The sequence below is a fragment of the Novosphingobium sp. genome, from assembly GCF_032093395.1.
Classification (GTDB): domain Bacteria; phylum Pseudomonadota; class Alphaproteobacteria; order Sphingomonadales; family Sphingomonadaceae; genus Novosphingobium.
In genome coordinates, this window is record NZ_DAMDBA010000021.1 from 1 (window position 1) to 26,360 (window position 26,360).

Annotated in this window: 22 protein-coding genes and 2 riboswitches; of the genes, 9 read left to right on the plus strand and 13 right to left on the minus strand. The window is 65.3% G+C overall.

Going from position 1 to position 26,360, the window contains the following annotated elements:
* Positions 1 to 40: 40 nt before the first annotated feature.
* Positions 41 to 937 carry a LysR family transcriptional regulator gene (locus RT424_RS09630; RefSeq protein ID WP_313436944.1) on the minus strand — a complete coding sequence of 299 codons (897 nt, stop codon included), beginning with the start codon at positions 935 to 937 and terminating at the stop codon, positions 41 to 43.
* A gap of 87 nt (positions 938 to 1,024) precedes the next feature.
* Here RT424_RS09630 and RT424_RS09635 point away from each other — a divergent pair, with 87 nt between their 5' ends.
* The gene (locus RT424_RS09635) at positions 1,025 to 1,819 is read left to right on the plus strand and encodes an alpha/beta fold hydrolase (RefSeq protein WP_313436946.1); all 795 of its coding nucleotides are present in this window, start codon (positions 1,025 to 1,027) and stop codon (positions 1,817 to 1,819) included.
* Positions 1,820 to 1,837: 18 nt separating this feature from the next.
* Here RT424_RS09635 and RT424_RS09640 read toward each other — a convergent pair whose 3' ends face one another.
* On the minus strand, positions 1,838 to 3,598 hold the full coding sequence (locus tag RT424_RS09640; RefSeq protein WP_313436949.1) for a DUF4153 domain-containing protein: 1,761 nt from the start codon (positions 3,596 to 3,598) through the stop codon (positions 1,838 to 1,840).
* A 176-nt stretch (positions 3,599 to 3,774) separates the two neighbouring features.
* On the opposite strand from RT424_RS09640, the gene RT424_RS09645 reads away from it, so the two are divergent.
* Entirely contained in the window at positions 3,775 to 5,067 is a 1,293-nt protein-coding gene (locus tag RT424_RS09645) for an MFS transporter (protein WP_313436952.1), read from the plus strand.
* Positions 5,068 to 5,102: 35 nt separating this feature from the next.
* On the opposite strand, the gene RT424_RS09650 is transcribed toward RT424_RS09645, so the two are convergent.
* Positions 5,103 to 6,221 (minus strand): NADH:flavin oxidoreductase, encoded by a 1,119-nt coding sequence (locus RT424_RS09650; protein ID WP_313436955.1) that lies wholly within the window; start codon positions 6,219 to 6,221, stop codon positions 5,103 to 5,105.
* A gap of 102 nt (positions 6,222 to 6,323) precedes the next feature.
* Here RT424_RS09650 and RT424_RS09655 point away from each other — a divergent pair, with 102 nt between their 5' ends.
* Complete coding sequence (locus RT424_RS09655) at positions 6,324 to 6,686, plus strand: helix-turn-helix domain-containing protein (RefSeq protein WP_313436958.1); 363 nt, start codon at positions 6,324 to 6,326, stop codon at positions 6,684 to 6,686.
* Positions 6,687 to 6,727: 41 nt separating this feature from the next.
* Here RT424_RS09655 and RT424_RS09660 read toward each other — a convergent pair whose 3' ends face one another.
* Entirely contained in the window at positions 6,728 to 7,135 is a 408-nt protein-coding gene (locus RT424_RS09660) for a hypothetical protein (protein WP_313436961.1), read from the minus strand.
* A 201-nt stretch (positions 7,136 to 7,336) separates the two neighbouring features.
* Positions 7,337 to 7,804, minus strand: coding sequence for an outer membrane beta-barrel protein (locus tag RT424_RS09665; protein ID WP_313436964.1), 468 nt, complete (start codon positions 7,802 to 7,804; stop codon positions 7,337 to 7,339).
* A gap of 392 nt (positions 7,805 to 8,196) precedes the next feature.
* Here RT424_RS09665 and RT424_RS09670 point away from each other — a divergent pair, with 392 nt between their 5' ends.
* A complete protein-coding gene (locus RT424_RS09670; RefSeq protein ID WP_313436967.1) occupies positions 8,197 to 10,461 on the plus strand; it encodes an NADP-dependent malic enzyme in 2,265 nt (754 codons plus the stop codon).
* Between the two features lie 36 nt (positions 10,462 to 10,497).
* On the opposite strand, the gene RT424_RS09675 is transcribed toward RT424_RS09670, so the two are convergent.
* Positions 10,498 to 11,298 carry a helix-turn-helix transcriptional regulator gene (locus tag RT424_RS09675; protein WP_313436969.1) on the minus strand — a complete coding sequence of 267 codons (801 nt, stop codon included), beginning with the start codon at positions 11,296 to 11,298 and terminating at the stop codon, positions 10,498 to 10,500.
* A 204-nt stretch (positions 11,299 to 11,502) separates the two neighbouring features.
* Between RT424_RS09675 and RT424_RS09680 the strand changes: the two genes are divergently transcribed.
* From RT424_RS09680 to RT424_RS09690, 3 genes are all read left to right on the plus strand, one after another.
* Entirely contained in the window at positions 11,503 to 13,710 is a 2,208-nt protein-coding gene (locus RT424_RS09680; RefSeq protein ID WP_313436971.1) for a TonB-dependent siderophore receptor, read from the plus strand.
* Positions 13,711 to 14,031: 321 nt separating this feature from the next.
* Complete coding sequence (locus tag RT424_RS09685; RefSeq protein WP_313436973.1) at positions 14,032 to 14,946, plus strand: dihydrodipicolinate synthase family protein; 915 nt, start codon at positions 14,032 to 14,034, stop codon at positions 14,944 to 14,946.
* 10 nt (positions 14,947 to 14,956) lie between these two features.
* Complete coding sequence (locus RT424_RS09690) at positions 14,957 to 15,955, plus strand: 4-hydroxyproline epimerase (protein WP_313436975.1); 999 nt, start codon at positions 14,957 to 14,959, stop codon at positions 15,953 to 15,955.
* Positions 15,956 to 15,997: 42 nt separating this feature from the next.
* On the opposite strand, the gene RT424_RS09695 is transcribed toward RT424_RS09690, so the two are convergent.
* Together RT424_RS09695 and RT424_RS09700 are read right to left on the minus strand one after the other, a co-directional pair.
* Positions 15,998 to 16,777: an ABC transporter ATP-binding protein gene (locus tag RT424_RS09695; protein WP_313436978.1), complete on the minus strand. Its 780-nt coding sequence runs from the start codon at positions 16,775 to 16,777 to the stop codon at positions 15,998 to 16,000.
* Positions 16,771 to 17,745 carry an iron ABC transporter permease gene (locus RT424_RS09700; RefSeq protein ID WP_313437070.1) on the minus strand — a complete coding sequence of 325 codons (975 nt, stop codon included), beginning with the start codon at positions 17,743 to 17,745 and terminating at the stop codon, positions 16,771 to 16,773. Before RT424_RS09700 ends, RT424_RS09695 begins: the two co-directional genes overlap by 7 nt.
* 134 nt (positions 17,746 to 17,879) lie before the next feature.
* On the opposite strand from RT424_RS09700, the gene RT424_RS09705 reads away from it, so the two are divergent.
* Complete coding sequence (locus RT424_RS09705; RefSeq protein ID WP_313436981.1) at positions 17,880 to 18,743, plus strand: ABC transporter substrate-binding protein; 864 nt, start codon at positions 17,880 to 17,882, stop codon at positions 18,741 to 18,743.
* Here RT424_RS09705 and bluB read toward each other — a convergent pair.
* From bluB to RT424_RS09730, 5 genes are all read right to left on the minus strand, one after another.
* Positions 18,730 to 19,365: a 5,6-dimethylbenzimidazole synthase gene (gene bluB, locus RT424_RS09710; protein ID WP_313436983.1), complete on the minus strand. Its 636-nt coding sequence runs from the start codon at positions 19,363 to 19,365 to the stop codon at positions 18,730 to 18,732. The two genes, RT424_RS09705 and bluB, sit on opposite strands and share 14 nt — an antisense overlap.
* A gap of 2 nt (positions 19,366 to 19,367) precedes the next feature.
* Positions 19,368 to 19,973, minus strand: a complete 606-nt coding sequence (gene cobO / locus RT424_RS09715; protein WP_313436986.1) for a cob(I)yrinic acid a,c-diamide adenosyltransferase — start codon at positions 19,971 to 19,973, stop codon at positions 19,368 to 19,370.
* Between the two features lie 2 nt (positions 19,974 to 19,975).
* On the minus strand, positions 19,976 to 23,794 hold the full coding sequence (gene cobN / locus RT424_RS09720; RefSeq protein WP_313436990.1) for a cobaltochelatase subunit CobN: 3,819 nt from the start codon (positions 23,792 to 23,794) through the stop codon (positions 19,976 to 19,978).
* Complete coding sequence (cobW, locus tag RT424_RS09725; protein WP_313436992.1) at positions 23,794 to 24,843, minus strand: cobalamin biosynthesis protein CobW; 1,050 nt, start codon at positions 24,841 to 24,843, stop codon at positions 23,794 to 23,796. Before cobW ends, cobN begins: the two co-directional genes overlap by 1 nt.
* A gap of 188 nt (positions 24,844 to 25,031) precedes the next feature.
* A riboswitch (cobalamin riboswitch) is annotated at positions 25,032 to 25,277 on the minus strand.
* A gap of 78 nt (positions 25,278 to 25,355) precedes the next feature.
* Positions 25,356 to 25,931, minus strand: a complete 576-nt coding sequence (locus RT424_RS09730; protein ID WP_313436995.1) for a histidine phosphatase family protein — start codon at positions 25,929 to 25,931, stop codon at positions 25,356 to 25,358.
* 72 nt (positions 25,932 to 26,003) lie between these two features.
* Positions 26,004 to 26,069, plus strand: a riboswitch (cobalamin riboswitch).
* 58 nt (positions 26,070 to 26,127) lie between these two features.
* Between RT424_RS09730 and RT424_RS09735 the strand changes: the two genes are divergently transcribed.
* On the plus strand, positions 26,128 to 26,355 hold the full coding sequence (locus RT424_RS09735; RefSeq protein ID WP_313436997.1) for a CbtB-domain containing protein: 228 nt from the start codon (positions 26,128 to 26,130) through the stop codon (positions 26,353 to 26,355).
* Positions 26,356 to 26,360 lie beyond the last annotated feature (5 nt).

Genomic DNA, 26,360 nt, shown 5'->3' on the forward strand with positions numbered 1-26,360 from the left:
AACGGCTAATTTCGCCCTTCGCGCTTCTGGGGTATCGTTTTCAGTCGGGCTCGGGTTCGGACGGGAAGCGCGCTTCCGCAAGGAAGGCGGCAACCGTGGCTGCCCGTTCGTCGTGGCGGACCGCCAGGGCCAGGGCCACTTTCGGCGCATTGCCTTGCAGGTCGTGATAGGTCACCCCCTTGAACGAGGCATCGCGCATGGATTCGGGAACGAGCGCCACGCCCAGTTCGGCCGCCACAAGCGCCAGAACCGAGGCCACCTGCGGAGCCGACTGGCCCAGCACGGGCTCGAAACCGGCGAGACGGCATGCCTCCAGCGTGGCATCGAACAAGGTGGGGCCAAGTGCGCGCGGGGTCAGGATGAAAGGATCCTCGGCAAGCTGCTCAAGCCGGATCGGTTCGCCATGCGGCATGCGGGCCGAGGCCAGAGCGGCAATCAGGGGTTCGTCGGCCAGGTGGAACAGCCGCAGCCCCTGCTTGTCCACCGCATCGGGGCGGAGGAAAGCCGCGTCGAGCGTACCGTTCTTCAGGCCTTCGACCAGACCGTTGGAGTTGTGCTCCGCCAGGCTCAGTTCCACGTCGGGGAAACGCCGTCGATAGATCCGGATCGCCTGGGGAACGCGGGGATTGAATGCGGCTGAGCCGGTGAAGCCTACGCGGATCCTGCCGGTCTCTCCCGTCGCGGCGCGCTGGGCGGCGTTCACTGCTTCGGCCACGAGGCCGGGGATCTTGCGTATGCCTTCCTCGAACGCTTTTCCTGCCTCGGTCAATTCCGCTCCCTGCGGAATGCGATGGAATAGCGGTGTGCCGATCTCGCGTTCGAGATCCTTGATCTGGTGGCTGAGGGGCGGTTGCCCAATGCCGAGGCGCCGCGCGGCACGGGTGAAATGTCGCTCCTCGGCCACGGCGAGAAAGTAGCGAATGTGTCGAAGTTCCACGTCATACCTATAATGTATCGAGATCGTCATCATCATGAATTGGACAGATGAGGTGCACAAGCTCATTTCGGCGGCAGGAGATTCGAAATGGCAAGTCTGGCGATCGAAAAGAGTGAAATGACGGCGAGCGCGGCGACGGTTCCGCTGCGCGGCGAATGGAACGGGGCAAACCGCGCTCCGGCGCTGGAGCCGGTGGTGTTTCTTCCCGGCCTGCTTTGCGACCAGGCGCTCTGGCGGGGGCAGGTCCACGCGCTGGCCGACGTGGCCGCACCGATGATCGCCGATCTGACGCTGGACGACACGATCGGTGCGATGGCGGAGCGTACCCTGGCTGCTGCGCCGCGCCGCTTCTCGCTCGCCGGGCTGTCCATGGGCGGATATGTCGCTCTCGAAATCATGCGGCGCGCGCCTGAGCGGGTGTCGCGCCTCGCCTTGATCAATTCAAGCGCCCGCAGCGACACGCCGGAGCGTCAGCGGCAGCGCCAGGCAGGGATCGAATCCCTGCGCCGGGGCAAGTTCGTCGGCATCACGCATCGGTTGCTGGGCGATCTGGTCCACTCGGATCACACCGTGGGACCGGTCGCCGACGAGATGCGAGGCATGGCCTCCCGCGTCGGCGGCGATGCCTTCATCCGCCAGCAGCACGCGATCATGACGCGTCCCGCCTCGCTCGACAGCCTGGAAGCCATTGGCGTGCCGACCATGGTCGTGGTGGGGGACGGCGATCGCATCACCCCGCCAGACCACGCGCGCGAAATCCATGAGCGGATTGCCGCTTCCAGCTTCCACATGATCGGCTCTTGCGGCCATATGGCGGCGCTGGAACATCCCGAGCAGGTGAATTTCCTGCTGCGCAACTGGCTTCTGGATGAGGCAGCCTGACCGGCTACCCCACCTGGATCACTCGAAGTCTTCGCCCACCGGCTGCCCGTCGACATAGACCTGTCGGCGGGTGACCTCGCGTAGTTCTACCTTCCCGGCCCGCAGGGCGGCTTCGGTGCGCTCGCGACTATCCGCGTCCGTCACTGGCCGTTCCCGCGCAGCACTGTTCCACGATCCGTCCTTCAATATCCAGCGGTTCGCTTGCGAAGCGGTAACGATGACTGCCTCGCTGCTGCCGGTCCGGTGGAGAACGGTGCAGGCGCCGTCGAACGAACAGGCATCGTATTCCATGAGCTTGTCGTAGAGCCCTTGGGGCAGAGACGTTCCTTGCGGGAGCACCGCGAGACGCTTGGGATCGAACGGCGGCCGCTTTCGCTCGAACGCGGGTGAATCGATCGCCCAGCGGGTCTTGGCATCGAGCGCTTTCTTTGCCTCGGCGCGGATTTGCGGCGTTCGGCCGCTGTCCGCAAGCCGGCGGGTGGCAGCCTCGCCGGCGCTGCCGAAATCGAAACGCAGGGCGCGCCAGTCGAAAGCATCGGGTGCCGTTCGGCCGCTTTCCAGACGGGCCACCTGATCGCGCGCGGAAAGCGCGCCGAAACTGACCAGCGGCGTGGACAGCACCAAGGCGAGGAGACAGAGCGCGAAAGCAAGGCGCAAGTTGGCGACGCGCAGTTCGGGGGCAGCGTGGATGCGCCGGCGCGCCAGCACGACGAGGTAGGCCAGGCCATAGGCACAGGCGATGGCGGTGAACACGACCGCCCAGAGACGGTCCGGCGTAAGGCCATGTTGCTGGATGCGCATGCCGGTGGAGATGGCGGCGATCACGCCCAGCGGAAGCATGGCCAGGCACAGGGCGGCAACGCTGGCCCTCAGCACGGGATTGCGGGCTTCGTGAGAGGCGACGTCACCGATCACGGCATTGGCCAGTGACAATGCACCGATCACGCAGCCGAGCAGGATAGGGCTGGTGGAGCGGGTTGCATCCCACAAGGGCGCAAGCCCGGTGAACGGGATCGCAGCCAGAAATACCACCAGTCCAAGGGCAAGCACGGGGGCCAGCACGGCGAGGATCGTCGTCACCACCCTTTGCAGCAGCCGCAGTATGCCGTCACGATCGCGCAGCAGCCCGATCCCCGCGCCCAGCGCGGCGCCCGTGAGCAGCAGGATCATCCATTCCTTTTCCAGCGCCTTGCTCAGCACTTCTATTCCGATCAGACGGAACAGCTGTCCCAGCAGGAGCGCCATGGCCCAGGTCACCCCCACGAAGACCCAGGCCGAGCACCACAGCACGACATTGGTCCAGGCATGGCCATGCGCGTCGGGATAGGGAACGGCGAACCGGCTCTGGTGCGATCGATAGCGTTCGTCGCGCCAGGCCTGGAACAGGGGCGCCGCGATCACCAGGGCCAGCACCGCACAGACGATCCGCCAGGGCTCCTCGCCAAGCCGGCCGCCGAACGGACCGTTCCAGTAGATGGTGAGCGCCACGACCACTGCGCCGACGGCGGCGGCGGCAATGCTCCAGCGAATGCGCGTGCGCTCCACGAGGAAGGCGAACACCAGGGCACCCACCCCGAGGAATGTGGCCAGCGCCATGCGGACCTGCATATGGTCGAGATCGCGCCCGCCACTATCGGGGCCGCCATCGGGACGGGCGATCCAGTAGATCGCCAGGCCGACCAGTCCTCCGAGAAGGGCCAGCCCCCAGGCGCGCAGCGGCCAATCGCTATCGGGCCGGGCTTCGGCGGATGTCGCCTGGGGGCTGGGAGGGTTGTTCATCGCTGTTCCTCTTCACGCAGGGCGGCAGGTACCGGAGACCATCCTTAGCGACGCCAGACGCTGCTGTAAGTAGATGATCAGGCATGAATGTCTGTGCGTGATCTTGTACGATCGCAAGATTTTCCGGGCATTTCGATGGAAAGTCGCTAACGAGTCGGCGGATTGGGGGAAATGTCATGTCCGCACCTGACCTTTCGTTGCTGACCAAGCGACGGTTCGCGCCGATGTTCGCCGTCCAGTTTCTGGGCGCGTTCAACGACAACCTTCTGAAATTCGCGATGCTGTTCCTGGCGAACTTCAGCATCTACGCGGAACAGCCCGAACGGGCGGAGATGTTGGCCGCGATCGCCAGCGGCGTGTTCATCGCGCCCTATTTCCTGTTTTCGGCCCTGGCCGGACAGTTGGCCGACCGGATCGACAAGGCCAGACTGGTCCGCTGGGTGAAACTGGCCGAAGTGGCGATCATGACGATCGGGCTCTATGGCCTCTGGTTCCAGGTCATTCCGGCTCTTCTGGTCGCCCTGTTCCTGATGGGCCTTCACTCGACGATCTTCGGACCGGTCAAGTTCTCGATCCTGCCGCAACATCTGGAGCGCCAGGAAATCATGGGCGGAACAGGCCTGTTCGAGGCGGGGACTTTCCTGGCGATCCTGGGCGGGCAGCTGCTGGCAGGGGTGGTTTCCGCCTGGACCGCAGGGCTCATTGCCATGGGTGTCGCCGTGTCCGGCTACCTTGCGGCACGGGCCATTCCGCCCGCGCCTCCGCTGCGCGGCGAGCATCCGATCGACTGGAACGTCTGGCGCGGTACCCTGCATATCCTGCGTACGGCACGACATGGCGGGGATGCTCGTGGGGACGGCAAGGTCTGGCTATCCATCCTCGGCATCAGCTGGTTCTTCGCGGCAGGGGCCGTGCTCGTATCGGAATTCGCACCTCTCGTCAGCGGCACGCTGGGGGCGCAGCAGGAGGTCGCCACACTGTTCCTGGTCATCTTCTCGGTGATGATCGCACTGGGATCGGTGACGGTGAACAGGCTGCTCGGCGGGCAGGTCTCCACCCGCTATGTGCCGATCTCAGCCTTGGGGCTGGCGCTGGGGCTCTTCGACTTGTGGCTTTCCACCAGCGGTTTCTCAGCCAGCGTGGAAGCGGCTTCGGTGCGAGAGTTCCTGGCGGAACCGGGCGCATGGCGCATCCTCGTCGATCTCGTGCTAATTGCGTTTTCGGGCGGCATGTTCGTCGTTCCGCTCTATGCCGTGCTTCAGATGCACAGCTTGCCCGAAGAGCGGTCGCGCATCATTGCCGCCAACAACATCGTCAATGCCGCCGTGACGGTGGTGGTCGTGCTTGCCGTTACCGGCCTGCTTGCATGGGGCGTGGACGTGCCCGGCGTAATGGGCGTTCTCGGCCTGGGCTCGATGGTCGTGGCGCTTGTCGGTTTCCAGGCGCAGAGGCGCACGCGCGAGGGATGAAGCGGAAGCGCCGGATTGGCGCTTCCGCAAGATCGTCAGACGAGTTCGCCCAGCGCAGCGGCGTCGAAGCCCTTCAGCTTGGCCGTCTCGCCTTCGCGCACTTTGGCGACCCAGTCGGGATCGGCGATAAGCGCGCGGCCCACGGCGATCAGATCGAACTCGTCGCGTTCCATGCGCGCCACAAGGCCGTCCAGCGCGGTCGAGGTGGAGCTTTCGCCGCCGAAGGCACCCAGGAACTCACCCGAAAGGCCGACCGAGCCGACGCTGATAGTGGCGGCGCCAGTGAGCTTCTTGGCCCAACCCGCGAAGTTCAGGCCGTTCTCGCCATCGATCTCGGCAAATTCAGGCTCCCAGAAGCGACGCTGCGAGCAGTGGAGCACGTCCACCCCGGCATCGACGAGGGGTTGCAGCCAGTCCGCCATGAGGTCGGGCGTCTCGGCCAGGCGGGCGCGATAGTCCTGCTGCTTCCACTGGCTGAGGCGCAGGATGATCGGATATTCGGGACCGACCGCCTCGCGCACGGCGGCAACGACTTCACCGGCAAAACGCGAACGTTCGCGGATCGAGGCGCCACCATAGCGATCCGCGCGCTCGTTGGTGCCCGACCAGAAGAACTGGTCGATCAGATAGCCATGCGCGCCGTGGATCTCGACGGTGTCGAAGCCGAGCCGCTTGGAATCGGCAGCAGCGCGGGCGAAGGCGGATACGGTGTCGGCGATGTCCTCCTCGCTCATGGTCGCGCCGCGCGGCTGCGCAGGGGCGAGCAGGCCGGAGGGGCTTTCGACCGGCACGCCCGGATCCCAGCCATCCGGGCCCACCGTGGAGCCGGTGTGCCAGATCTGCGGGCCCATCTTGCCGCCCGCCGCGTGCACTGCGCCGATCACGTCCTTCCAGCCCGCCAAGGCGGTTTCGCCATGGAACAGGGGAATACCCGCCATGTTGCGCGAAGCCGGACGGTCGATCACCGTGCCTTCCGAGAGGATCAGGCCCACCCCGCCTTCGGCGCGGCGCTGGTAATATGCGGCCTGCGGGGTGCCGGGAATGCCTGCGGGCGCGAAGCCGCGCGTCATCGGCGCCATGACGATCCGATTGGGAAGATCGAGCGATCGGATGCTGAACGGGCGGAACAGGACTTCGGTATCAGGTGCCGACATGCAGGCAGGTCTCCATTGAAACGATAGGGCCCTTAGGTATAAACTGGAAACCTAGCGTCAATGAGGCACCTTCAATCGCCTAGGTATACTGGAGGATACCACTTGCCCGAATGCCAGCATTTCGACATCGGCTGCCCTAGCCGGCAGCTGTTCGACCAGATTGCCGACAAATGGTCGATGATGGTCCTGACCGTGTTGGACCCCGGCCCGATGCGCTTCAACGCGATCAAGCGTCACATGGAAGGCGTCACGCAGAAGGCGTTGACGCAGTGCCTGCGCAAGCTAGAGCGCAATGGCCTGCTGTCCCGCCGGGTCATCCCCACGTCGCCGGTCGGCGTCGAGTATGAGATCACCGCCTTGGGCCGTTCGCTGCACGCTCCCTTCAAGGCGCTCTACCGCTGGACGCTGGATAACCTGGACGAAGTCGAGAAATCGCGCCAGGCCTTCGATCTTCGGGCCGCCTAGAAAACCTGCCGTGAATTTATAGGGCCTAAAGGTTGTAAGGCTTAGAGTTTATAAGGATTTCCCGGAAGCAGCCGGGCGGTGAGTGGCTCGTCCAGATCGGGCACGCTCATTTCGACGCGATCGCCGGTGATGGAAATGCTGGCGCATTCGCTATCCCGATTTTCCTGCGCGCGCTTTTCCGACACGCAAAGCAGCCCATCGGGACTGATTGTCCACCGCTGCTGCATGACTTTCTGATTCTCGCCATGTTCGCGCATCCGGGCAATGCCGTTCGGCTTGAGGAAGATGACATGTTCTCCCGGAAGCTGGGAATCGTCCTCTTCCAGCGTGTTGCCCGCCAGCTTTTCGACGGCAGCCCGGCCCGTCAGAGCCGAGGCATCTTCGCTCTCCGTGAACAAAGGCAGGCTTGCAGCGGCAAGGAGAGCCAGTCCCAGTGCCATTTCCGTCATGTCCGAATCCCTAATTCGAAACCCACCCGCGAGCACCTTCGATATCGAAAAAGCGAGGCTGGCGAAATGCCGGATCGTCCGGGCGGCAGGCATGTTGGAGCGAAAAAAAGGGCGGCTCTTTCAAGCCGCCCTTTTTCCGTATCTTCGTCCGACCTGCCTCGGTGGCTGGCGACAACGCCGGCCGGAACGAAAGACGTCAGGTCAGAACTTCATGCCGAGGCCGACGAGGCCGAGGTCCGCGTCTGGCGTGTTGTCGCCGACGATCAGGTGCTTGTATTCGGCCTTGCCGTAGAACCGGCTGCCGAGATCCTGCTGGATGCCGCCACCCACGCCGACGGCGCTGTTGCCGTACTTGGAGAACTTCGACTGCCACGTCGAAGCGGCATAGAGCTTGGTGGCCGGGGTAAGCTTCACGCCGGCGCGGCCGCCCACGCCCCACGAGACGCGGGTGTTGTCGGTCAGCACCTTGTCTGCCGAACCTTCGACGCCCACGAAGAACTTGTCGTTCAGATCGTAGTCGTAACCAATGGCGCCGCCAGCCACGGCTTCGCTGTCGCTACCGTCCCAGATCACGCCGGTGCGCGCTTCGACGCGGGTCTCGTTCGCAAGAGCGGGCGAGGCGGCGGCGACGGCAGCAACTGCGGCGAGCGAAACAAGTGCAATACGCATATTCAAACTCCAGTATCTTTCTAACCCGGCCCTCTTCCGGGGTAGCCACCGATTGGACGGGGCGGCCTTGCACCGAAGTGAACAAGTCATTCTGATGACAGTCAGATTTCCGGGCACCGTACGGGTTGGTTCGCTATCCGAGGGCGGTTTCCTGCGGGGTCCGGCGGTGATGGCGACGGTGGGACGCTCGATCCTGCGTTCAAAACTGAGCTGTGGATAAACCCGGTGAAATTTGGGGGTAAGCGGTGGAGGAACCGCTGCGCGCTTAAAAACTCTCCGTTTTCCGCCATCGTCCTGGCGGAATTGTAAAAGGATGCTTCTGCAAGGAGAGGAAAAGATGCTGGCCAAGAAGGCATAGGCAAGCGCGCATCCTTTGCTTATGAGGTGCCGCCATGGACGACAATCTCCGCCGCGCCGCCCTCGACTACCACCTCTATCCGCAGCCGGGTAAGCTCCGCATCGAGCCGACCAAGCGCATGGTCAACCAGCGCGACCTGGCCCTGGCCTATTCTCCGGGCGTCGCCGCGCCCTGCATGGAAATCGCCGCCGATCCCGACAAGGCGCTGGACTATACCGCGCGCGGCAATCTGGTTGCAGTGATCTCCAACGGTACCGCCGTGCTGGGCCTTGGCGCGATCGGCGCGCTGGCCTCCAAGCCGGTGATGGAAGGCAAGGCCGTCCTCTTCAAGAAATTCGCCGATATCGACGTGTTCGACATCGAGGTGGACACGACCGACCCCGACAAGTTCGTGGAAGCCGTGGCCCTGCTGGAGCCGACTTTCGGCGGCATCAACCTAGAAGACATCAAGGCCCCCGAATGCTTCGCCATCGAGGCGCGGCTTAAGGAACGCATGAACATCCCGGTGTTCCATGACGACCAGCACGGCACTGCCATCGTCGTGGCTGCCGCCGTGCGCAACGCGCTGGTGCTTCAGGGCAAGACGCTGGCAGAGGCCAAGCTCGTCACCTCGGGTGCGGGCGCGGCGGCGCTGGCTTGCGTCGACCTGCTTGTGTCGATGGGCCTCCCGGTGGAGAACGTCACGCTGACCGACAAGGACGGCGTCATCCATTCCGGTCGCGAAGGCATGTTGCCGAACATGGCGCGTTATGCCCGCGAAACCAATGCGCGCTCGCTGCCCGAGGTGCTGCCCGGTGCTAACCTGTTCCTGGGCCTTTCGGCGCCCGGCGTGCTCAAGCAGGAATGGCTGCCGCTGATGGCGCCCAATCCGCTGATCTTCGCTCTTGCCAACCCGGAACCGGAAATCCGCCCCGAACTGGCGCGCGAAGTAAGGCCGGACGCGATCATCGCCACCGGCCGGTCGGACTATCCGAACCAGGTCAACAACGTCCTGTGCTTCCCCTACATCTTCCGCGGCGCGCTGGACGTTGGCGCTACCGCCATCAACGAAGAGATGAAAGCGGCGGCTGCCGAGGCGATCGCCGCGCTTGCCCGCCTGCCTGCGCATGACAGCGTCGCCCAGGCTTATGGTGGCCGCAAGCTGGTGTTCGGGCCGGAATACATCATCCCCACGCCGTTCGATCCGCGCCTGATCGGTGAGATCGCCACTGCCGTCGCCAGGGCGGCGATGGCCAGCGGCGTGGCCCGCAAGACCATCGACCTCGACGAGTACAAGCGCAAGCTGACCCGCCAGAACACCCGTTCCGGCCAGCTCATGCTGCCCGTCTTCGAGGCGGCGCGCGGATCGGGCTGCCGCATCGTCTACGGCGAGGGCGAGGACGAGCGCGTGCTGCGCGCCGTTCAGGATGTGCTCGACGAAGGCATCGCCCGTCCCACCATCGTTGCCCGGCGTCGGCTGCTCCAGGAGAAGCTGCCGAACCTCGGCCTCGGTTTCGAACTGGACCGCGACGTCGAAGTGATCGATCCCGAGACCGACCACGAGGTCATGGCCGAACTGGTGGAGGCCTACCGCGCGGTCGCCTCGCGCAAGGGTGTGCCTTCGGACGAAATCCTGCGCCACGTCTATCGCCGCCCGACGCTGACGGCCGCGCTCATGCTGCGCACCGGCCGTGTCGATGCGGCGCTCGTGGGGGGACGTTCCGAATATTGGGGGCAGATCGAGCATGTCCTGCGCGTGATCGACCGGGCGCCGGGCAGCAGCCGCGTCTATGCGCTGTCGGGTCTGATCCTGGATGCCGGGGCACTGTTCATCACCGATACGCATATGGTGCCGGATCCTACGCCCGAACAGCTCGCGGAGATGGCGCAGCTTGGCGCAACCCAGCTCAAGCATTTCGGCCTGCGTCCGCGCGTGGCCTTGCTTTCGCACTCCAACTTCGGTGCGTCGCACAGTCCCAGCGCGCGCAAGATGCGGGCGGCGCTCGATATCGTGAAAGCGGCGGCGCCCGACCTGCTGGTGGATGGCGAAATGCACGCCGATGCTGCGCTGAGCCAGGCCCTGCGCGATCGCCTGGTACCCGATGCGCGGTTCGAAGGGCCAGCCAACCTGCTGGTCATGCCCAACCTCGATGCGGCGAACATCACGCTTACCGCGCTTTCAGCGTCGTCAAGCTCGCCCACTGTGGGGCCGATCCTGATGGGCCTTTCGCAGCCGATCCACGTGCTGACGCCGGGCGTGACGGCACGCGGCATCCTCAACCTCTCGGCCATAGCGGCTGCGGGGCTGGACCAGGGCTGAGGCTATCGACGGCGCCGGAAACCCCGGCGCCGTCGGTTACGTTCCTGACGGCCTGCCCGAATTGCGGCGTGGCGGCGTTCCGAAGGCGCGGGCATATGCGCGCGTCAGGCTGGCGGTGTTGGCATAACCCAGGCGAAACGCCACTTCCTGAAGCGGAACACCGCGCTCAAGCCAGCCGTCCACATGATGCATTCGCAATTGATGATGCCATTCACCGGGCGATAGTCCGGTTTCCTCGCGGAAGGCGCGCGTGAAGGTGCGACGGCTCATGCTGGCAAGCGCCGCCCAACCGTCAAGATCCAGAGGCTGCGAGGGTTTCTTGTAGAGCGCATCGCAGATCGTCCGCAAACGCGGCGATCGGGGCATGAGCGGCGAGATCGCGCCGATGTCCCGAGCCCGCCCGATCTCGTCGAGCACCAGGTTTGAAAGCGATTGCCGCCGCACGATACTTGAGGTTTCCGTTTCTTCCAGCAAGGCTTCCACCAGCGCGTGGAGCAGGGGGGATATGGTGATCACCCGCACTTCCACGGGCTGAGGGGTGGCCTCGATATCGACGTAGAAGGCATTGTAGGCGGCGGGGCCGCGACATGTGACTTCATGCTCGACGCCGGCCGGAATCCAGACACCGCGTCCGGGAGGCAGGAAAATCCTGCGCCCGCCGGCCTGCACGATCGAATATCCTTCGATGCGATAGGAAAACTGTGCCCGATCATGCGAGTGGGGCGGATCGTAGTAACCGTTCGCCTGTCGCCCGTGGAAGGGCGCGATCGTCCGGTTTCTCGGCATATCCAGACTGCGGATCTCGACCGGAGGCATGTCGGGAGCGGGGGCATTCATGGTGGATCGACCTTCGTTGCATGCACGCTGGGCCAAAGAAGCACCGATCGGGCCAAACCGCTTTGGCATTATTGCGAATGCTTCTCAAGATAAATAGGGCGCCTCTCAACCTCGGTGGGCAGATCGCAACGATACGTCAGCGGACCTGACCTGGCCGGAAGGATAACGAGCGGAGGACACATGTTGAGAACGATGAGGCGCGTCATGGCGTCGGGGTGTGCGTTGATGGCGCTGGCGGCGGCAAGCGCTCAGGCGCAAACCACCGATGCGGCGCAGAGCGATCGTCTGGGTGAGATTCTCGTCACCGGCCAGACCGACGGCTATCAGACCGGCGCGACCAACACGGCCGCCAAGCTGCCGCTGACACTGCGGGAAACGCCGCAGGCCGTAACCGTGATCACCCGCCAGCGTATCGAAGATTTCAACCTCATCACCGTGCAGGACGTGCTGGAACAGACGCCGGGCGTCTCCGTCCAGTCCTACGACAGCAACCGGACCCGCTTCCAGGCGCGCGGCTTCACGATCACCAACTTCCAGCTGGACGGCGTTCCTTCCAACTTCAACGTCGGTGCCAGCGGCAACAGCGTGATGCCGGATACCTCGATCTTCGAGCGTATCGAGGTCGTGCGCGGCGCGGCCGGGCTGGTCACGGGCACCGGCGATCCTTCGGCGACGGTCAATCTCGTCCGCAAGCGCCCGACGCAGGATCTCAAGGCCAATGTCAGCCTGAACTACGGTTCATGGGACTATGTCCGCGCCGAAGCGGATGTCGGCGGGCCGCTCATCGCCAGCGGCAAGATCCGCGCCCGCGCCGTCGCCGCCTATACCAGCCGCGACAGCTACCTCGATTTCCAGCACGATACCTCGCCCAGCCTCTATGGTGTCGTGGAAGCGGACATTACGGAAACCACGCGTCTGCGCGCCGGGGTGGACTATCTGAGCACCGACAGCAGGGGCGGTTCCTGGAGCGCGGTTCCGCTGTTCTTCAGCGATGGATCGCGCACGGACCTGCCGCGCTCCTACAGCGCCGCCGCGCGCTGGAACCGCTGGCAGCGGGAGAACACCAATGCCTTCGCGGTGCTGGAGCAGGAGATCGGTCGCTGGGTTGCGCGCCTGGCCTACAACCATCGCTGGACGGACACGGAAAGCCTGCTGCTGGCCGGCTCCAACAGCAACTTCTTCCCGGACCGCGAAACCGGGCTGGGCCTCAATGTCGTCAATACATATGGGATATCCCATACGCGCGAGGACTCGTTCGACGGCTACGCGACCGGACCGCTGGGCCTGTTCGGTCGGGAGCACGAGGTCGTGCTGGGCGTGAATCATTACGACCGCGAACTTGAGAACGTCGCCACCACGCTGACCCCCGCCTACGGCCTGCCGAGCTTCACCGTGAACCGGGTGACCTACACGGCCTTTCCCAGCATCTTCACCTGGGACGGCGACGTGCCGCGCCCCACGACGGTCGATCGCGGCTTTCCTTCCAGCACCGACCGCACGCGCCAGACCAGTCTCTACGGCGCCGTTCGCCTCAATCCCTTCGACGGGCTGAAGGTGATCCTGGGCGGACGCTATACCGATGTCGATACCACGGCACGGACCTTCAGCACGGCAGCGGCCACTGCCGGCGAACTGACCCGGACGACGAAGACCGGCGACAACAAATTCTCCCCCTACGCCGGCGTGGTCTGGGATCTGACTTCGTCCGTCTCCGCCTTCGCGAGCTATGCCCAGGTCTTCACGGTACAGACCCAGCGCGACGCGAATTACGAACAGCTCGCCCCACTGACGGGCACGAACTACGAATTCGGCTTCAAGGGCGAATTCTTCGACAAGCGCCTCTATGCAGCCGTCAGCGGCTTCCACATGAAGCAGGACAATGTCGCCGAACTGATCCAGGGCGCGGATCCCTTCCCGGACGGCACTTCGCCCTATCGCGCCGTCAGCGGCGTGAAGACCTGGGGCGCGGAACTTGAGGTTGCGGGATCGGTGACGCCGGACTGGCGCATCGCCGGTGGCTACACTTATGTGCACAGCGAGAATGCCGACGGTAGTCGCTTCTCCCCCGATACGCCGCAGCACCTGGCCAAGCTCAACACGACCTACAAGATCGGCGCCCTGACCCTGGGCGGAGGCGGAACCTGGCAGAGCCGGATCTATCGATCCATGCCGATCCCGACCGGTGCTTTCCAGAGCAACGGCCAACCCGTGACGGCCACGGGCACCGTTTCGCAAGGCAGCTACGTCCTGCTCGATCTCCTCATGCGATACGACCTGTCTCCCAACGTCAGTGTCGGCGTCAATGCCACGAACGTGCTCGACAAGACCTATTACCGTAACGTCGGCTTCTTCAACGCCGGCTGGTACGGTCAGCTGCGTAGGGTGCTCGCCAACTTGCGCTGGCATTTCTGAAGCAAATCCATCCGGGGGAGCGTGCTCCCCCGGAAAACGTTCTGATCCGCACGAAAACCCGACATTAAAGCAAGCGCCATATTTTCCGCCTGATGGATCACAGCGCTTCCTGAAAACCGGCGGCCCTGCGTCGAGCGCATTATCGCGCCGCAAGCATTCGATCCCCAATACTCTCTCGTAGCCTCGCCTTGCCCGTGCCATCGTTGGTGCGGCCGCGCTTGCTTGCTCAAAAGAATTGCAAGCGTGCGAATTTTGCAATTGTCGCGCACTACATAATATCGTATACGATATCTCAATTCAGAGAGAGTAGGAAGAAGTTACATGGCAATTGGTTGGAAGGGCGTGTTCCCGGCAGTTACGACGCAGCTCCGTGAGGACCTGTCGATCGACCTCGCCGATACCCAGCGCGTCGTCGACGATCTCATCAACGACGGCGTCACCGGCGTTATCGCGCTCGGCACCGTCGGCGAGAACAACTCGCTCGAATTCGAAGAGAAGGTCCAGGTTCTCTCGGCCATCGTCGAAGCCGTGAACGGCCGCGTTCCGGTAGTTACCGGCACTTCGGAGTTCGATACGCGCCGCGCTGTCCGTTATGCCCAGGCCGCCGAAAAGGCCGGCGCCGATGGCCTCATGCTGCTGCCGCCGATGGTTTACGTGACCAAGCCGCACGAACTCGTCGCCCACTTCAAGGGCGTTGCCGAGCAGACCGGTCTGCCGATCATGCTCTACAACAACCCGCCCGCCTACCGCACCGTGATCGACAAGGAAGTGCTTGCCGCCCTGGTGGATGTGAAGAACATCGTCGCGGTCAAGGAATCGGCGCCCGATACCCGCCGCTTCACCGACTTCCGCAACGAGTTCGGCGATCGCTACACCCTGTTCGCGGGCCTCGATGACGTGGCTCTCGAAGGCCTCTACCTCGGCGCCCAGGGCTGGGTCTCGGGCCTGACCAACGCCTTCCCGAAGGAATCGGTGGAACTGGTCAAGGCTTTCGAGCGTGGCGATCACGCCAAGGCCATGGAAATCTATCGCTGGTTCATGCCGCTCCTCCACCTCGATGCCGACCACGATCTGGTCCAGTCGATCAAGTTGGCCGAACAGGTCATGGGTCGTGGTTCGGAGCGCGTCCTGCCTCCGCGCTACGTCCTTGAGGGCGAACGCCGCGCTCAGGTGATCGCGATGGTCGAAAAGGCCGCCGCTACCCGTCCCGACCTGACGGTCGCGGCAGCAGCATAAGGGAGCGTCGATGCGGCACACTTTCTTCTGCATCGACGGCCACACAGCCGGTAACCCCGTTCGCCTTGTGGCGGGCGGGGCTCCGCTGTTGAAGGGCGCCTCCATGTCCGAACGGCGCCAGGATTTCCTGTCGCGCTTCGACTGGATCCGCACCGGCCTGTGCTTCGAACCGCGCGGGCACGACATGATGTCGGGCGGTTTCCTTTATCCGCCGACCGATGCCGCGAACGACATCGGCATCCTCTTCATCGAGACATCCGGCTGCCTGCCGATGTGCGGCCATGGCACCATCGGCATGGTGACCTTCGGTCTGGAGCACGGACTGATCCAGCCCGCAACGCCTGGCAAGCTGCGGGTCGAGGTTCCGGCGGGCGTTATCGAGATCGCCTACGAGGTTGATGGTCCGAAGGTCACTTCGGTCCGCATCACCAACGTCCCCGCCTATGTCGCCGAGCGCGGCATCGAGGTGGACGTCGAGGGCATCGGACCGCTTTCCATCGACGTGTCCTACGGTGGCAACTACTACGCGATCGTCGAACCTCAGGGCAATTACACCGGCCTCGACGACCTTGGCGCCTCGCGCATCATCGAACTTTCGGGCCGTATCCGCGAAGCCGTGCGCGCGAAGTACGAGCCGAGCCATCCGCTCGATTCCACGATCAGCGGCGTTAGCCACGTCCTCTGGGCCGACAAGCCCAAGCACGAAGGCGCCGATGGCCGCAACGCCGTGTTCTACGGCGACAAGGCGATCGACCGCAGCCCCTGCGGCACCGGCACCTCGGCGCGCATTGCGCACCTTCATGCCACCGGCCGCCTGAAGGTGGGCGAGCGTTTCGTGCATGAAAGCTACATCTGCAGCCGTTTCATCGGCCGGGTCGAGCAGGAAGTCATGCTGGGCGACAAGCCGGCGATCATTCCCTCGATCGAGGGTTCGGCCATAGCCACCGGCTTCAACACGATCTGGATCGACCAGGCCGATCCCTTCTGGGCTGGTTTCCAGGTTACCTGATACCCCACGGGAGAGGAGCGCCCGCGTGCTCCTCTCCCGTTTTCAGCGTTCCGCCCGTTCGAGCGGGATGACGAAAGGCAGCGGCCCGGCCATGTCGACATGACTGGTCACGCCGTAGACCGCCTTAAGGCGCTCGGTCGTGAGGACGTCCCGCGGCGCGCCATCGGCAACGAGTTCGCCGCCGTTCACCAATAGCAGCCGGTCGCAATAGCGGGCCGCCATCGTCAGGTCGTGCAGCACCGCGACGACCAGCTTGCCGTCATGCGCCTCGCGCGCGAGCAGGTCCATGACGTCGATCTGATGTCCGGGATCGAGGGAGGCGAGCGGTTCGTCCACCACCAACGCCGGGGCACCGACCGCGAGGGCGCGGGCCAGCATGGCGCGGGCACGCTCGCCGCCGGACAGTTCGGTCGCCACGCGGGCGGCCAGCTCCGTCACGTCGGCGCGGGCCATGGCCTCTTGCACGGCGGCCTCGTCGGCCTCGGAAATCCGCGACATCGGGCCGAGATGCGGCAAGCGGCCGAGTGCGACGAGGCGCTCTACCGTAAGCGGCCAATGCAGGGTCTGCCCTTGCGGCAGATAGGCGACGCGCCGTGCCAGATCGCGGGGTTGGAGCCGCGGAAGGGGTTCTCCGTCCACGAAGACCGTGCCGTCCGCCAGGGGAGCGAGGCCGAGCATGGCCCGGACAAGCGTGGACTTGCCCGCACCGTTCGGTCCGATGATCCCGACCAGCGCACCGGGCCGGAGCGTAGCGGAAAGGCCGCGCAGAACCTGGCGACGGCCGAGGCGGACATGCAGGTTTTCGATGGAGATGGTCACCACAGGCGGCGTTCCCGGAGCAGATGGAAGAGAAACACCGGCACGCCGAGGAACGCCGTCACCACGCCCAGCTTCAGTTCGGCATCGGTGGGGATCAGGCGCACGAGAATGTCGGCGGCGGTCAGCAGCACCGCGCCGCCCAGCATGGACGGCAGGAGCAGGGCGGAAGGGCTGCGGTCGGTCAGGGGGCGGATAAGGTGCGGCACGATCAGGCCGACGAAGCCGATGGCGCCCGATACCGCCACGGCGCCGCCCACGCCGATCGCCACGCCCAGCATCAACCGGTTGCGCGTAAGGCGCAGATCGACGCCGAGCGAGCGCGCACCGTCTTCGCCGAGAGACAAGGCGTCGAGCGCACGAGGATTGGCCAAAAGCAGTGCCGCGCCGATGGCCACGCAGGGCAGGACGATCCAGACATGCTCCATCGCCCGATTCTCGATCGAGCCGAGCAGCCAGGACATGATCTCCATGGCCGCGAAGGGATTGGGCGAAAGGTTGAGCGCCAGGCTGATCCCGGCGCCGGCCAGCGTGGAAACGGCGATCCCGGCGAGGATGAGGCTCAGCGGACTTTCGGATCTTCCGGCGAGGGCGAACAGCAGGGCGATCGAGATCAGGCCGGTGGCGATGGCAAGCAGGGGCAGCATCACCGGATGCCATTCGGACAGCCCGAAGTAGAGCGCGATGACCGCTCCCAGCGCCGAGGCGTTGGACGCACCGAGAACCGAGGGTTCGGCCAGTGGATTGCGCAAATAACCCTGGAGGACCGCTCCGGCCAGGCCAAGCATGGCGCCAACCGTCAGGCCGATCAGCGTGCGGGGCAGACGCAGTTCGAGCAGGATCGCACGCGCGACGCGATCATGCGCCGGATCGACGAGCGCAGCGAACATCCGGCTCCAGCCCAGCGACACCGGCCCGACGCTCAGTGAAGCAAAAGCCGTGGCGACCAGCGTGATACTCAGTAGCGGGATCAGGGCCGAATGGCGCTGGAGCGACGGAGGGGAGGAGCGGGGGCGGGACGAACTGCGGCTCTGCACGATAACCTCGCATGCGATTGGCTGCCCGTCACGCTTGTGTCCCGGGTCCGTGTTGGTAAGGAGCCCATGACATGAGCTTCGGAAAAATCCATCGCTATCTTCGGCTTGTCCCCTGCCTCCTGCTGGCGGCGCCATTGACCGCGGCATCGCCGGGGGTGGCAGCACCTGCCGAGGAGACGCGTGCAAAGGATCGGCCCCGCCGGATCGTCTCGCTCAACCTTTGCGCGGATCAACTGCTGGTCGCGCTTGCCGACCGGGAGCAGATCGCCGGGCTGACCCGCTATGCTTCCGACCCGGACATGTCGGACGTCGCGAAAACCGCACGAAGCCTGCCGGTCTTCGGCGGTTCGGCGGAAGAGGTTCTGGCGGCCGATCCCGATCTGGTGATCGGCATGCCGGCACGCCGCAATCCGGCCATCGCCGTGCTGAAGAACCAGCACTATACCTCGCTCGACCTCAAGTCTGCGCATGATTACGCAGGCATTCTCGCCTCCATCCGCGCCGTGGCCGGTGCGGTGGGACATCCGGAGCGAGGAGAGGCGATGATCGTGCGAATGAATGCCCAGCTTGCGGGGCTTCGCAGCGCCGGTCGGGGCAGAGTGGCAGCCTACTACCAACGGCGCGGCTACCTTACCGGCACGGGCACCCTGGTGGACGATCTGATGACGCGGGTAGGCCTGGTCAACCTCGCCGGAAAGCTGGGAAAACCTTCTCTTTCGCAGATGAGCCTTGAAGAGATGGCGATGGCGCATCCCGACTATATCGTGATCGACAGCGCGACGCAGCGGGTCTCCGATCAGGGCACCGAGATGATCCATCACCCGGTCCTGCGGGATATCCCGCGCGTAGCCATTCCGCAGGCCTGGACCGTCTGCGGAGGCCCGGCCTACATCAAGGCGGCGAAAGCTCTGGCGGCGCAAGTCAGCGCTCGCTGACGTTGGCCTGCCAATCCAGCCGCGACTGCCAGCCGCGCCGTTCGAGTTCTGGCCTGTCGTCCGGCTCCAGCGGGTGGCCCAGGCAGAGCAGGGCGATGAGCCGCCAGTCTGGAGAGACGCCCAGCACGTTTTCGACATGGCCCGGCGCGACCACGGAAACCCAGCCAAGCCCCAGCCCTTTCGCCCGTGCCGCCAGCCAGAGCGTATGGATCGCCAGGACCACCGAATAGCCCCTGGTTTCCGGCATCGTCGCGGCGCCAAGGCCTGAGCCGGAGGCGGTAGCGTCATCGCAGAACACGGCGATGACCTCGGGAGCCTCTCGCATCCCGTGGAGCTTCAGGGCAGAGTACGCCGCGCGTCGCTCCTCCGACATGGACAATCCGGCCCGCGTCACTTGCGCATCGGCATGCAGCGCCAGTTGCTCGCGCAGTTCGGCCGAGCGGACCCGCACGAAGCGCCAGGGCTGCGAATTGCCGACCGAAGGGGCAAGCTGGGCGGTGGCCAGCAGTTCGGCTACCGTATCCTCGTCCAGCGGGTCGCTGCGGAAATGGCGCACATCGCGCCGCCATTCCAGCAGCGCGGCGAGTTCGTCCTGAAAAGCGGGGCCGAAGCGGGGTGGCATCGTCAGAATTCTATGCCTGCCTGCGCCTTTACGCCAGAGCGGAATGGATGCTTCACCAGCGTCATTTCCGTCACCAGGTCCGCTGCATCCATCAGCGCTTCCGGGGCATTGCGGCCGGTGACGAGCACATGCTTCATTTCGCCGCGCGCGGTCAGCACTTCCAGCACTTCGTCGAGCGGCAGATAGTCGTAGCGCAGCACGATGTTGAGTTCGTCCGCCAGCACCATGTCGTAGGCGGGATCGGCGACCATCCGCTTCACTTCCTCCCACGCCTCACGCGAAAGCGCGATATCGCGGGCGCGGTCCTGGGTGTTCCAGGTGAAGCCTTCGCCCATCGGCTTGAATTCCACCTGGTCGGGGAAGGCATCGAAGACGACCTTCTCGCCGGTGGTCATCGCGCCCTTCACGAACTGGACGACGCCCACTTTCTTGCCATGGCCGATGGCGCGCACCACCATGCCCAGCGCAGCGGTGGTCTTCCCCTTGCCCTTGCCGGTGTGGACGATCAGCAGACCCTTCTCCACCGTCTTTCCGGCCATGATCTTGTCATGCGCGGCCTGCTTCTTCTTCATCTTCTCGGCGTGCTGTTCATCGGTACGCTGCACCATGGTCATGCTCCAGAGAGTTCAGCGAGCATCAGGCCCGCACTGTTCGATCGGGGTTTCCAGAGACCGCGCTCCAGCGCCTCCGCAAGGCGCGCGGCGGTTTCGCGCAGAGCCGCTGGGTTGGCCTCCGCCATGAAGTCTCGCACCGCCTCGTCCTCGATGAAGGCAGTGTGGACGGCGTCGAAGTGGTGATCCTTCACCGCGTGGGTCGTGGCGGCAAAGGCGAAGAGGTAATCGACCGAGGCGGCGATCTCGAACGCGCCCTTGTAGCCGTGGCGCATCACGCCCGCGATCCACTTGGGATTGGTTACGCGCCCGCGCACGATGCGGCCGATTTCGTCCTCCAGCGTGCGGACGACCGGGCGTTCCGGTCGGCTGTGGTCGTTATGATAGCTGATCGGCGCGCGGCCCTTCAGCTGCTCCACAGCGGCGGCGATGCCGCCTTCGAACTGGTAGTAATCGTCGCTGTCGAGCAAGTCGTGCTCGCGGTTGTCCTGGTTCTGAACCACCGCATCGACCGAGGCGAGGCGCGCGGCGAAAAGGCCGCGCTCGGCATCGCCCTCCACGCCGCCGCCATAGGCATAGCTGCCCCAGTCGAGATAGACATCGGCCAGATCGCCGCGTTCGTGCCAGATCTTCTCGTCGATCATCGCCTGAAGTCCGGCGCCGTAGGCACCCGGTTTGGAGCCGAACACGCGCGCTCCGGCGCGCCGGGTGGCCTGCGTTTCGGCCTCGCCATCTTCGACGAGTTTGGCGGTTTCGGCGCGGTGACGCTCGGCGGCGGGGTTGTCGCCCAGCGGTTCGTCGAGCGCCATCACCGCGCGTGCGGCGCTGTCGATCAGGTCGATCTGTTCGGGGAAGGCATCGCGGAAGAAGCCGGAGACGCGCAAGGTCACGTCCACGCGCGGGCGTCCGAGTTCGGCCACGGTCATCACCTCGAAGCCGACCACGCGGCCCGAAGTCCAATCCCAGCGCGGGCGCACGCCCATCAGGGCGAGGGCCTGCGCGATGTCGTCGCCGCCGGTACGCATGTTGGCGGTGCCCCATGCGGAAAGGGCGATGGCCTTGGGATATTCGCCTTCGCGCTGGAGGTAGTCCTCCACCAGCAGGTCGGCGGACTTGCGGCCAAGTTCCCAGGCGACGGCGGTAGGCACGGCGCGGGTATCGACCGAATAGAAGTTGCGGCCTGTGGGCAATACGTCGGGCCGCCCGCGCGTGGGCGCGCCCGAAGGGCCGGGCAGGACGAAGCGGCCGTCGAGGCCGGCCAGCAGGGCTTCGGCCTCGCGTGGGCCGCAGAGATCGATGCGGGGGGCAAGGTCGGTCGCGATGGCGTGGAGAACAGCGGCGGTACGGGTGCCCGGCACTACGTCGTCCCGGACTTGATCCGGGACCGCTGGCCGAGCCGCGCCTTGCTCGCGAGGAAGCGCCTCAAGTACTGCCAGCGGTCCCGGATCAAGTCCGGGACGACGAGGGGCGACCAGTTCCGCAGCCAGCAGTTCGAGACGTTCCACCGTATCTCCATGGGTGCGCCATGGTTCGTCGGAAACAGCCTTCAGTGCTTCTGGCCGGGCGCCGTCCCAACGATCGCCCATGCGGCAGTCGAGCGGATCGAAGTCGAGCCCGAAATCCTCGGCCATCGCACGCAGCAACGAGGCCTGCCCGGCATGGTCATACCCGCGCGGCGTGCGGGCCAGCGCGACCAGCAGGTCGCGCCGCAAGCGGCCTTCGGGCGACTTCGTGAAGATATGCAGACCGTCTCGGATCTGCAATTCCTTCAACTCGCACAGGTAATTGTCGATGGCTGAAAGCGCGTCGTCATCGTCACCGCTGGCTCCGGCATCGCGGTCGAGGCCGTGGCTGCGGGCCAGATCGAGAATGTCCCGCCGCAAGCGGTCGAGACGGCGCGGGTCCATCCCGGCGGCGAGGTAATATTCGTCCACCAGCGCTTCAAGCTGCTTGAGCGGACCGTAAGTCTCGGCGCGGGTCAGCGGCGGGGTGAGGTGGTCGATCACGACTGCGCCGATCCGGCGCTTGGCCTGCGTGCCTTCGCCGGGGTCGTTGACGATGAAGGGGTAGAGTTGCGGCAGCGGCCCGGCGCAGATCTCCGGGAAGCACTCGCGCGAGAGCGAGATCGCCTTGCCGGGGAGCCATTCCAGATTGCCGTGCTTGCCGACATGGACCACCGCTTGCGCGCCGAAGTCCTGCGCCAGCCAGACGTGAAAGGCGAGGTAGGCGTGCGGCGGCGGCAGGGCCGGATCGTGATAGCTGGCCTTGGGATCGATATTGTAGCCGCGCGCGGGCTGCACGGCGACGGCGAGATTGCCGAAGCGGTGTACCGGTAGACGGAAGGCGCCGTCGCGCACGAAGGGGTCAGCCGGGGGCTCCCCCCAGCGTTCGACCATGGCCCTGCGCGCGCTTTCGGGTACCGATGCGAAGGCTGTTTCGTAGACCGAAAGTGGCAGCGAAACTTCGCCCGCGCGGTCCAGTGATGTGTGATCATTGGTCACGCCGCCGGTCATCACGCGCATCAGCGCGGCGCCGTCCTTGGGCGCTTCGCCTATGTCGTACCCTGCATCGGCCAGCGCGCCGATGATCGCGGCGGTGCTGGCGGGTGTGTCGAGGCCGACGCCGTTGCCGATGCGCCCGTCGCGGTTGGGATAGTTCGCCAGCACCAGCGCGACGCGGCGCTCGGCGGACGGGGTGCGGCGCAGGCTCGCCCAGTTGGCGGCAAGATCGGCGACGAACGCCACCCGGTCCGGCGCGACGCGCGGGACGACGATGCCGCACTGAGTCACTTCGTCGAACCGCTCGGCCGCCTTGAAGGCGACGGCGCGGGTGAAGATACGCCCGTCCACTTCGGGTAGCGCCACGTTCATGGCGAGATCACGCGGGCCAAGGCCGCGCGCGGAACCCAGCCATTCGCTTTCCTCGACGCCCGCGAAGGCGACTTGCAGGATCGGGCAATCCGCCTTTTCGAGAATGCCCGGCTTGCGGTCGTCGCCTGCCGAGGAGGAGGCGAAGCTGGTGGCATTGACGATCACGTCAGGGGCGATCTCGCCAAGCAGTCCGCCCAGCCAATCCACCGCAAAAGGTTCGCGCAGGGCGCGGACGTGAACAGCGGCGACGTTGAAACCGCGCTGGCGCAGCGCCGCGATCATGGCGTCCACGGCGTCCGTCGTGCCTGCGATCATCAGCGCGCGGTAGAACACCAGCAGCACGAGCGGGCAACCTTGTGTCCAGCCTGCCTGCACTTCGGCAAGCCCGGCGCGTTCGGTGCCCGCAAGGTAGAGCCCGGCATCGGCCACGGGCACCGGATCGTCCGGTTCGCCTGCATCGTGGCCGATGGTCCGCGCAGCGGTGCGCAGGAACGACAGGGCATTGGCCATGCCGCCCTGCCGCAGATAGTCGCGCATCCGCTCGCGCAGTTCGGCGGGCAGGGTGGAGGCGCGGTCGAGAGCGGGATCGGCTTCTCGCCCATCGGCAATGGCGGCGAAGGCAATGCCGTTCTCGCGCGCGACGCGGGCGATCTCGTCGATGCCGTAGCCCCAGTAGCTCTTGCCGCCGAGCAGGATCACGCAGACGAATTTCGCATGCGAGATCACTTTCTCGACATAGAGGTCAATCGAGTAGGGATGGCGCAATTGCAGAAGATTGGCGAGGCGAACGCTGGGTGCGCCTTCCGGCATTCGCGCCGCCGCGCCCGCAAAGCAGGCGAGTTCGCTGTCCGCCACGGTGAGGATCACCATGTCGCCGGGAGACTGGTCGAGGTCGATCGCCTCCTCGCCGTTGGAGATCGTTCCCGGCGTGGCGGAGAGCAGGTGCATCAGGCGGCTACAGTACCGAGAACCCCGGCAAGCCCCGCCTCGATGGCGGTGCGGTCCAGTCCCTTCTGGCCGATGACGACAAGCTGGGTTCGGCGCGCTTCCTGCGGCAGCCATGCGCGGTCGTAGAAGTGCTGGATGCGCGGGCCGACAGCCTGCACGATAAGGCGGCTCGGCTTGCCACCGACAGCGACCATGCCCTTCACGCGCAGAACGTCGTGCTCTGCGATCACGTCCTTCAGGCGCGCGAGCAGGGCGTCGAGATCGGCGACGTCGCCGCCCGAGACCACGAAACTGTCGAAGTCGTCATGGTCGTGGTCCTCGTCCAGCCCGTCGATGTGCGAGGGGCGGGAATCGAGATCGTCCTCGGCCGCGGCGGTGATGCCCAGCAGCGCGGCGATGTCGACCGCGCCGTGATCCGCCCGCACGATCTTCACGCCGGGGCGCGTCTCGGCGAGCACCAGCTTCTCGACATGGGCGAGGGCGTCGGCGTCGACGAGGTCGGTCTTGTTGAGTACGACCATATCGGCGCAGCCCAGCTGTTCCTCGAACAGTTCTTCCAGCGGGCTTTCGTGGTCGAGCATCGGATCGGCCGCGCGGGCCGCTCCCAGCGCCGCCTCGTCGGCGGCGAAGCGTCCGGCCGCGACGGCATCGGCGTCGATCAGGGCGACAACGCCGTCAACGGTGGCGCGGGTGCGGATGTCGGGCCACTGGAAGGCCTTCACCAGCGGCTTGGGCAGGGCAAGGCCGCTGGTCTCGATGATGATGTGATCGGGCTTGTTCTCGCGATCGAGCAGCTTCTGCATGGTCGGCAGGAAGTCGTCGGCGACGGTGCAGCAGATGCAGCCGTTGGCCAGTTCGACGATGTCGTCCTCCGGGCAGGCCTCGTCGTTGCAGCCCTTCACCAGTTCGCCGTCGACGCCGACGTCGCCGAACTCGTTGATAATGAGCGCAAGGCGGCGGCCCTTGGCGTTCTGGAGAAGGTGACGGATCAGCGTGGTCTTGCCGGCGCCGAGAAAGCCGGTGATGACGGTGGTGGGAACTTTGCTCATATATCGTCTCCCGCGCGCCAGCGACCTGAAGCGGCGGGGCGTTTCGTCGCGGGTGCGACGATGACGGCACGCCGCATCGGACCGGCGCACGAGGGCCCGACGTGTCATGCCGCCGCGGCCCCGGCCGCATGCATCACGTCGCTCAGACGGAAGGATTACCGTGCCTTGGCCATTCCCTGGACCCGGGCAAGAGCGACATCGACGCCGGCAGGTTTCCTGGCTCGCGGGTCAGGGCGTGATGCACGGCCTTCCCAGGCCCCGCATGACTTAGCGTCCGGCCCAGTGGCTGCGGCGAAAACCCTTGTTCCACCGCCGATGTGCAACGCGCTCGCCGCTTACAGTTGCAGGGACAGCCTCGGATCGGGATGGCGCGCCATCCTTACCGTGTTCCCGTATTAAGCCCCTTGCGGGGCACCGGCGCGATCTTCTGCCGAAGCGCCTGCGCGCCTCGACCATCCGGCGATTAGCTGGGCAGGCTCTCGCTCGCAAGCCCCAGAGTTAAAGCCCCAGAGTCAAAGGCCCCAAGTTACAGGGCTCAGAGATTGCAATCTCCATGTGCGGGTGAATGAAAGCACCGTTCGGGAGAGGGGCGCCACATCCACCGCGAGCGTAGCCCGCAGCGGCATGTCGAGAGCATGGGCGAGCGCGGCGCGGACGATCATGGGATGAGTGACGGCGCAGACGCAATTCTGCCGCGTCGCGATACCGTCCATCCAAGTCCCTACGCGGAGGCGGGCCTGTTCCATCGTTTCCCCCCCGGGCGCGCCCCTTGTCGGATCCGAAAGCCAAAGCCCCAGCGCGCCGGGTTCCGCAGCCTCTATTTCAGCGAACGAACGCCCGCTCCAATCGCCCTGGCGAAGATCCGAGAGAGCGATGTCGTCATCGGCAACCAAGCCCATCGCCGAGGCGGTCTCGGCGGCGGAGCGAGAGGGGCTTCGATAGGCCACGGCCCGAAAGCGCTCCGGCAACGACAGGCGCGCCGCGTCCCGCGCGCCGGCGGCATCCAGCGGTCCGGCGGGATCGGGAAAACCGCCCTGACGGCTCGACGCGGTACCGGCGATGCAGATGAGGAGAAGCGTGGTTGCCAAGCGTCCATTCCGTGAAGTCGTTGACGCGGCGGCCTGCGCGGTCCTAAGGATGCGGCGTCGAGGATCGAAGAAGCCGGTGAAAATCCGGCGCGGTCGCGCCACTGTAATCGCATGGGAGCTTTCCCGTCGAGAGCCAGACCTTCTTGCTCGACAACAGGTTTTCCGGGGACGCGTAATCCCGCCAAGGAGCATGACAATGGCTGTTTCCGTCGCAGTTTTCGATGACGCCTTCATCCCGGTGGAGGGCGGCAACGCCATTCCGCTGGAGGATATCGCGCCCTGGGCGGTGCTCGGCACCCTGCTGGCTGTGATTTTCATCTATTTCGTCAGCACGGAGCAGGGCGCTTTCTCCCTGTTCCAGGGCATGTATGTGCACGAATTCGTCCACGACGGACGTCATCTCCTCGGCTTCCCCTGCCACTGATATAA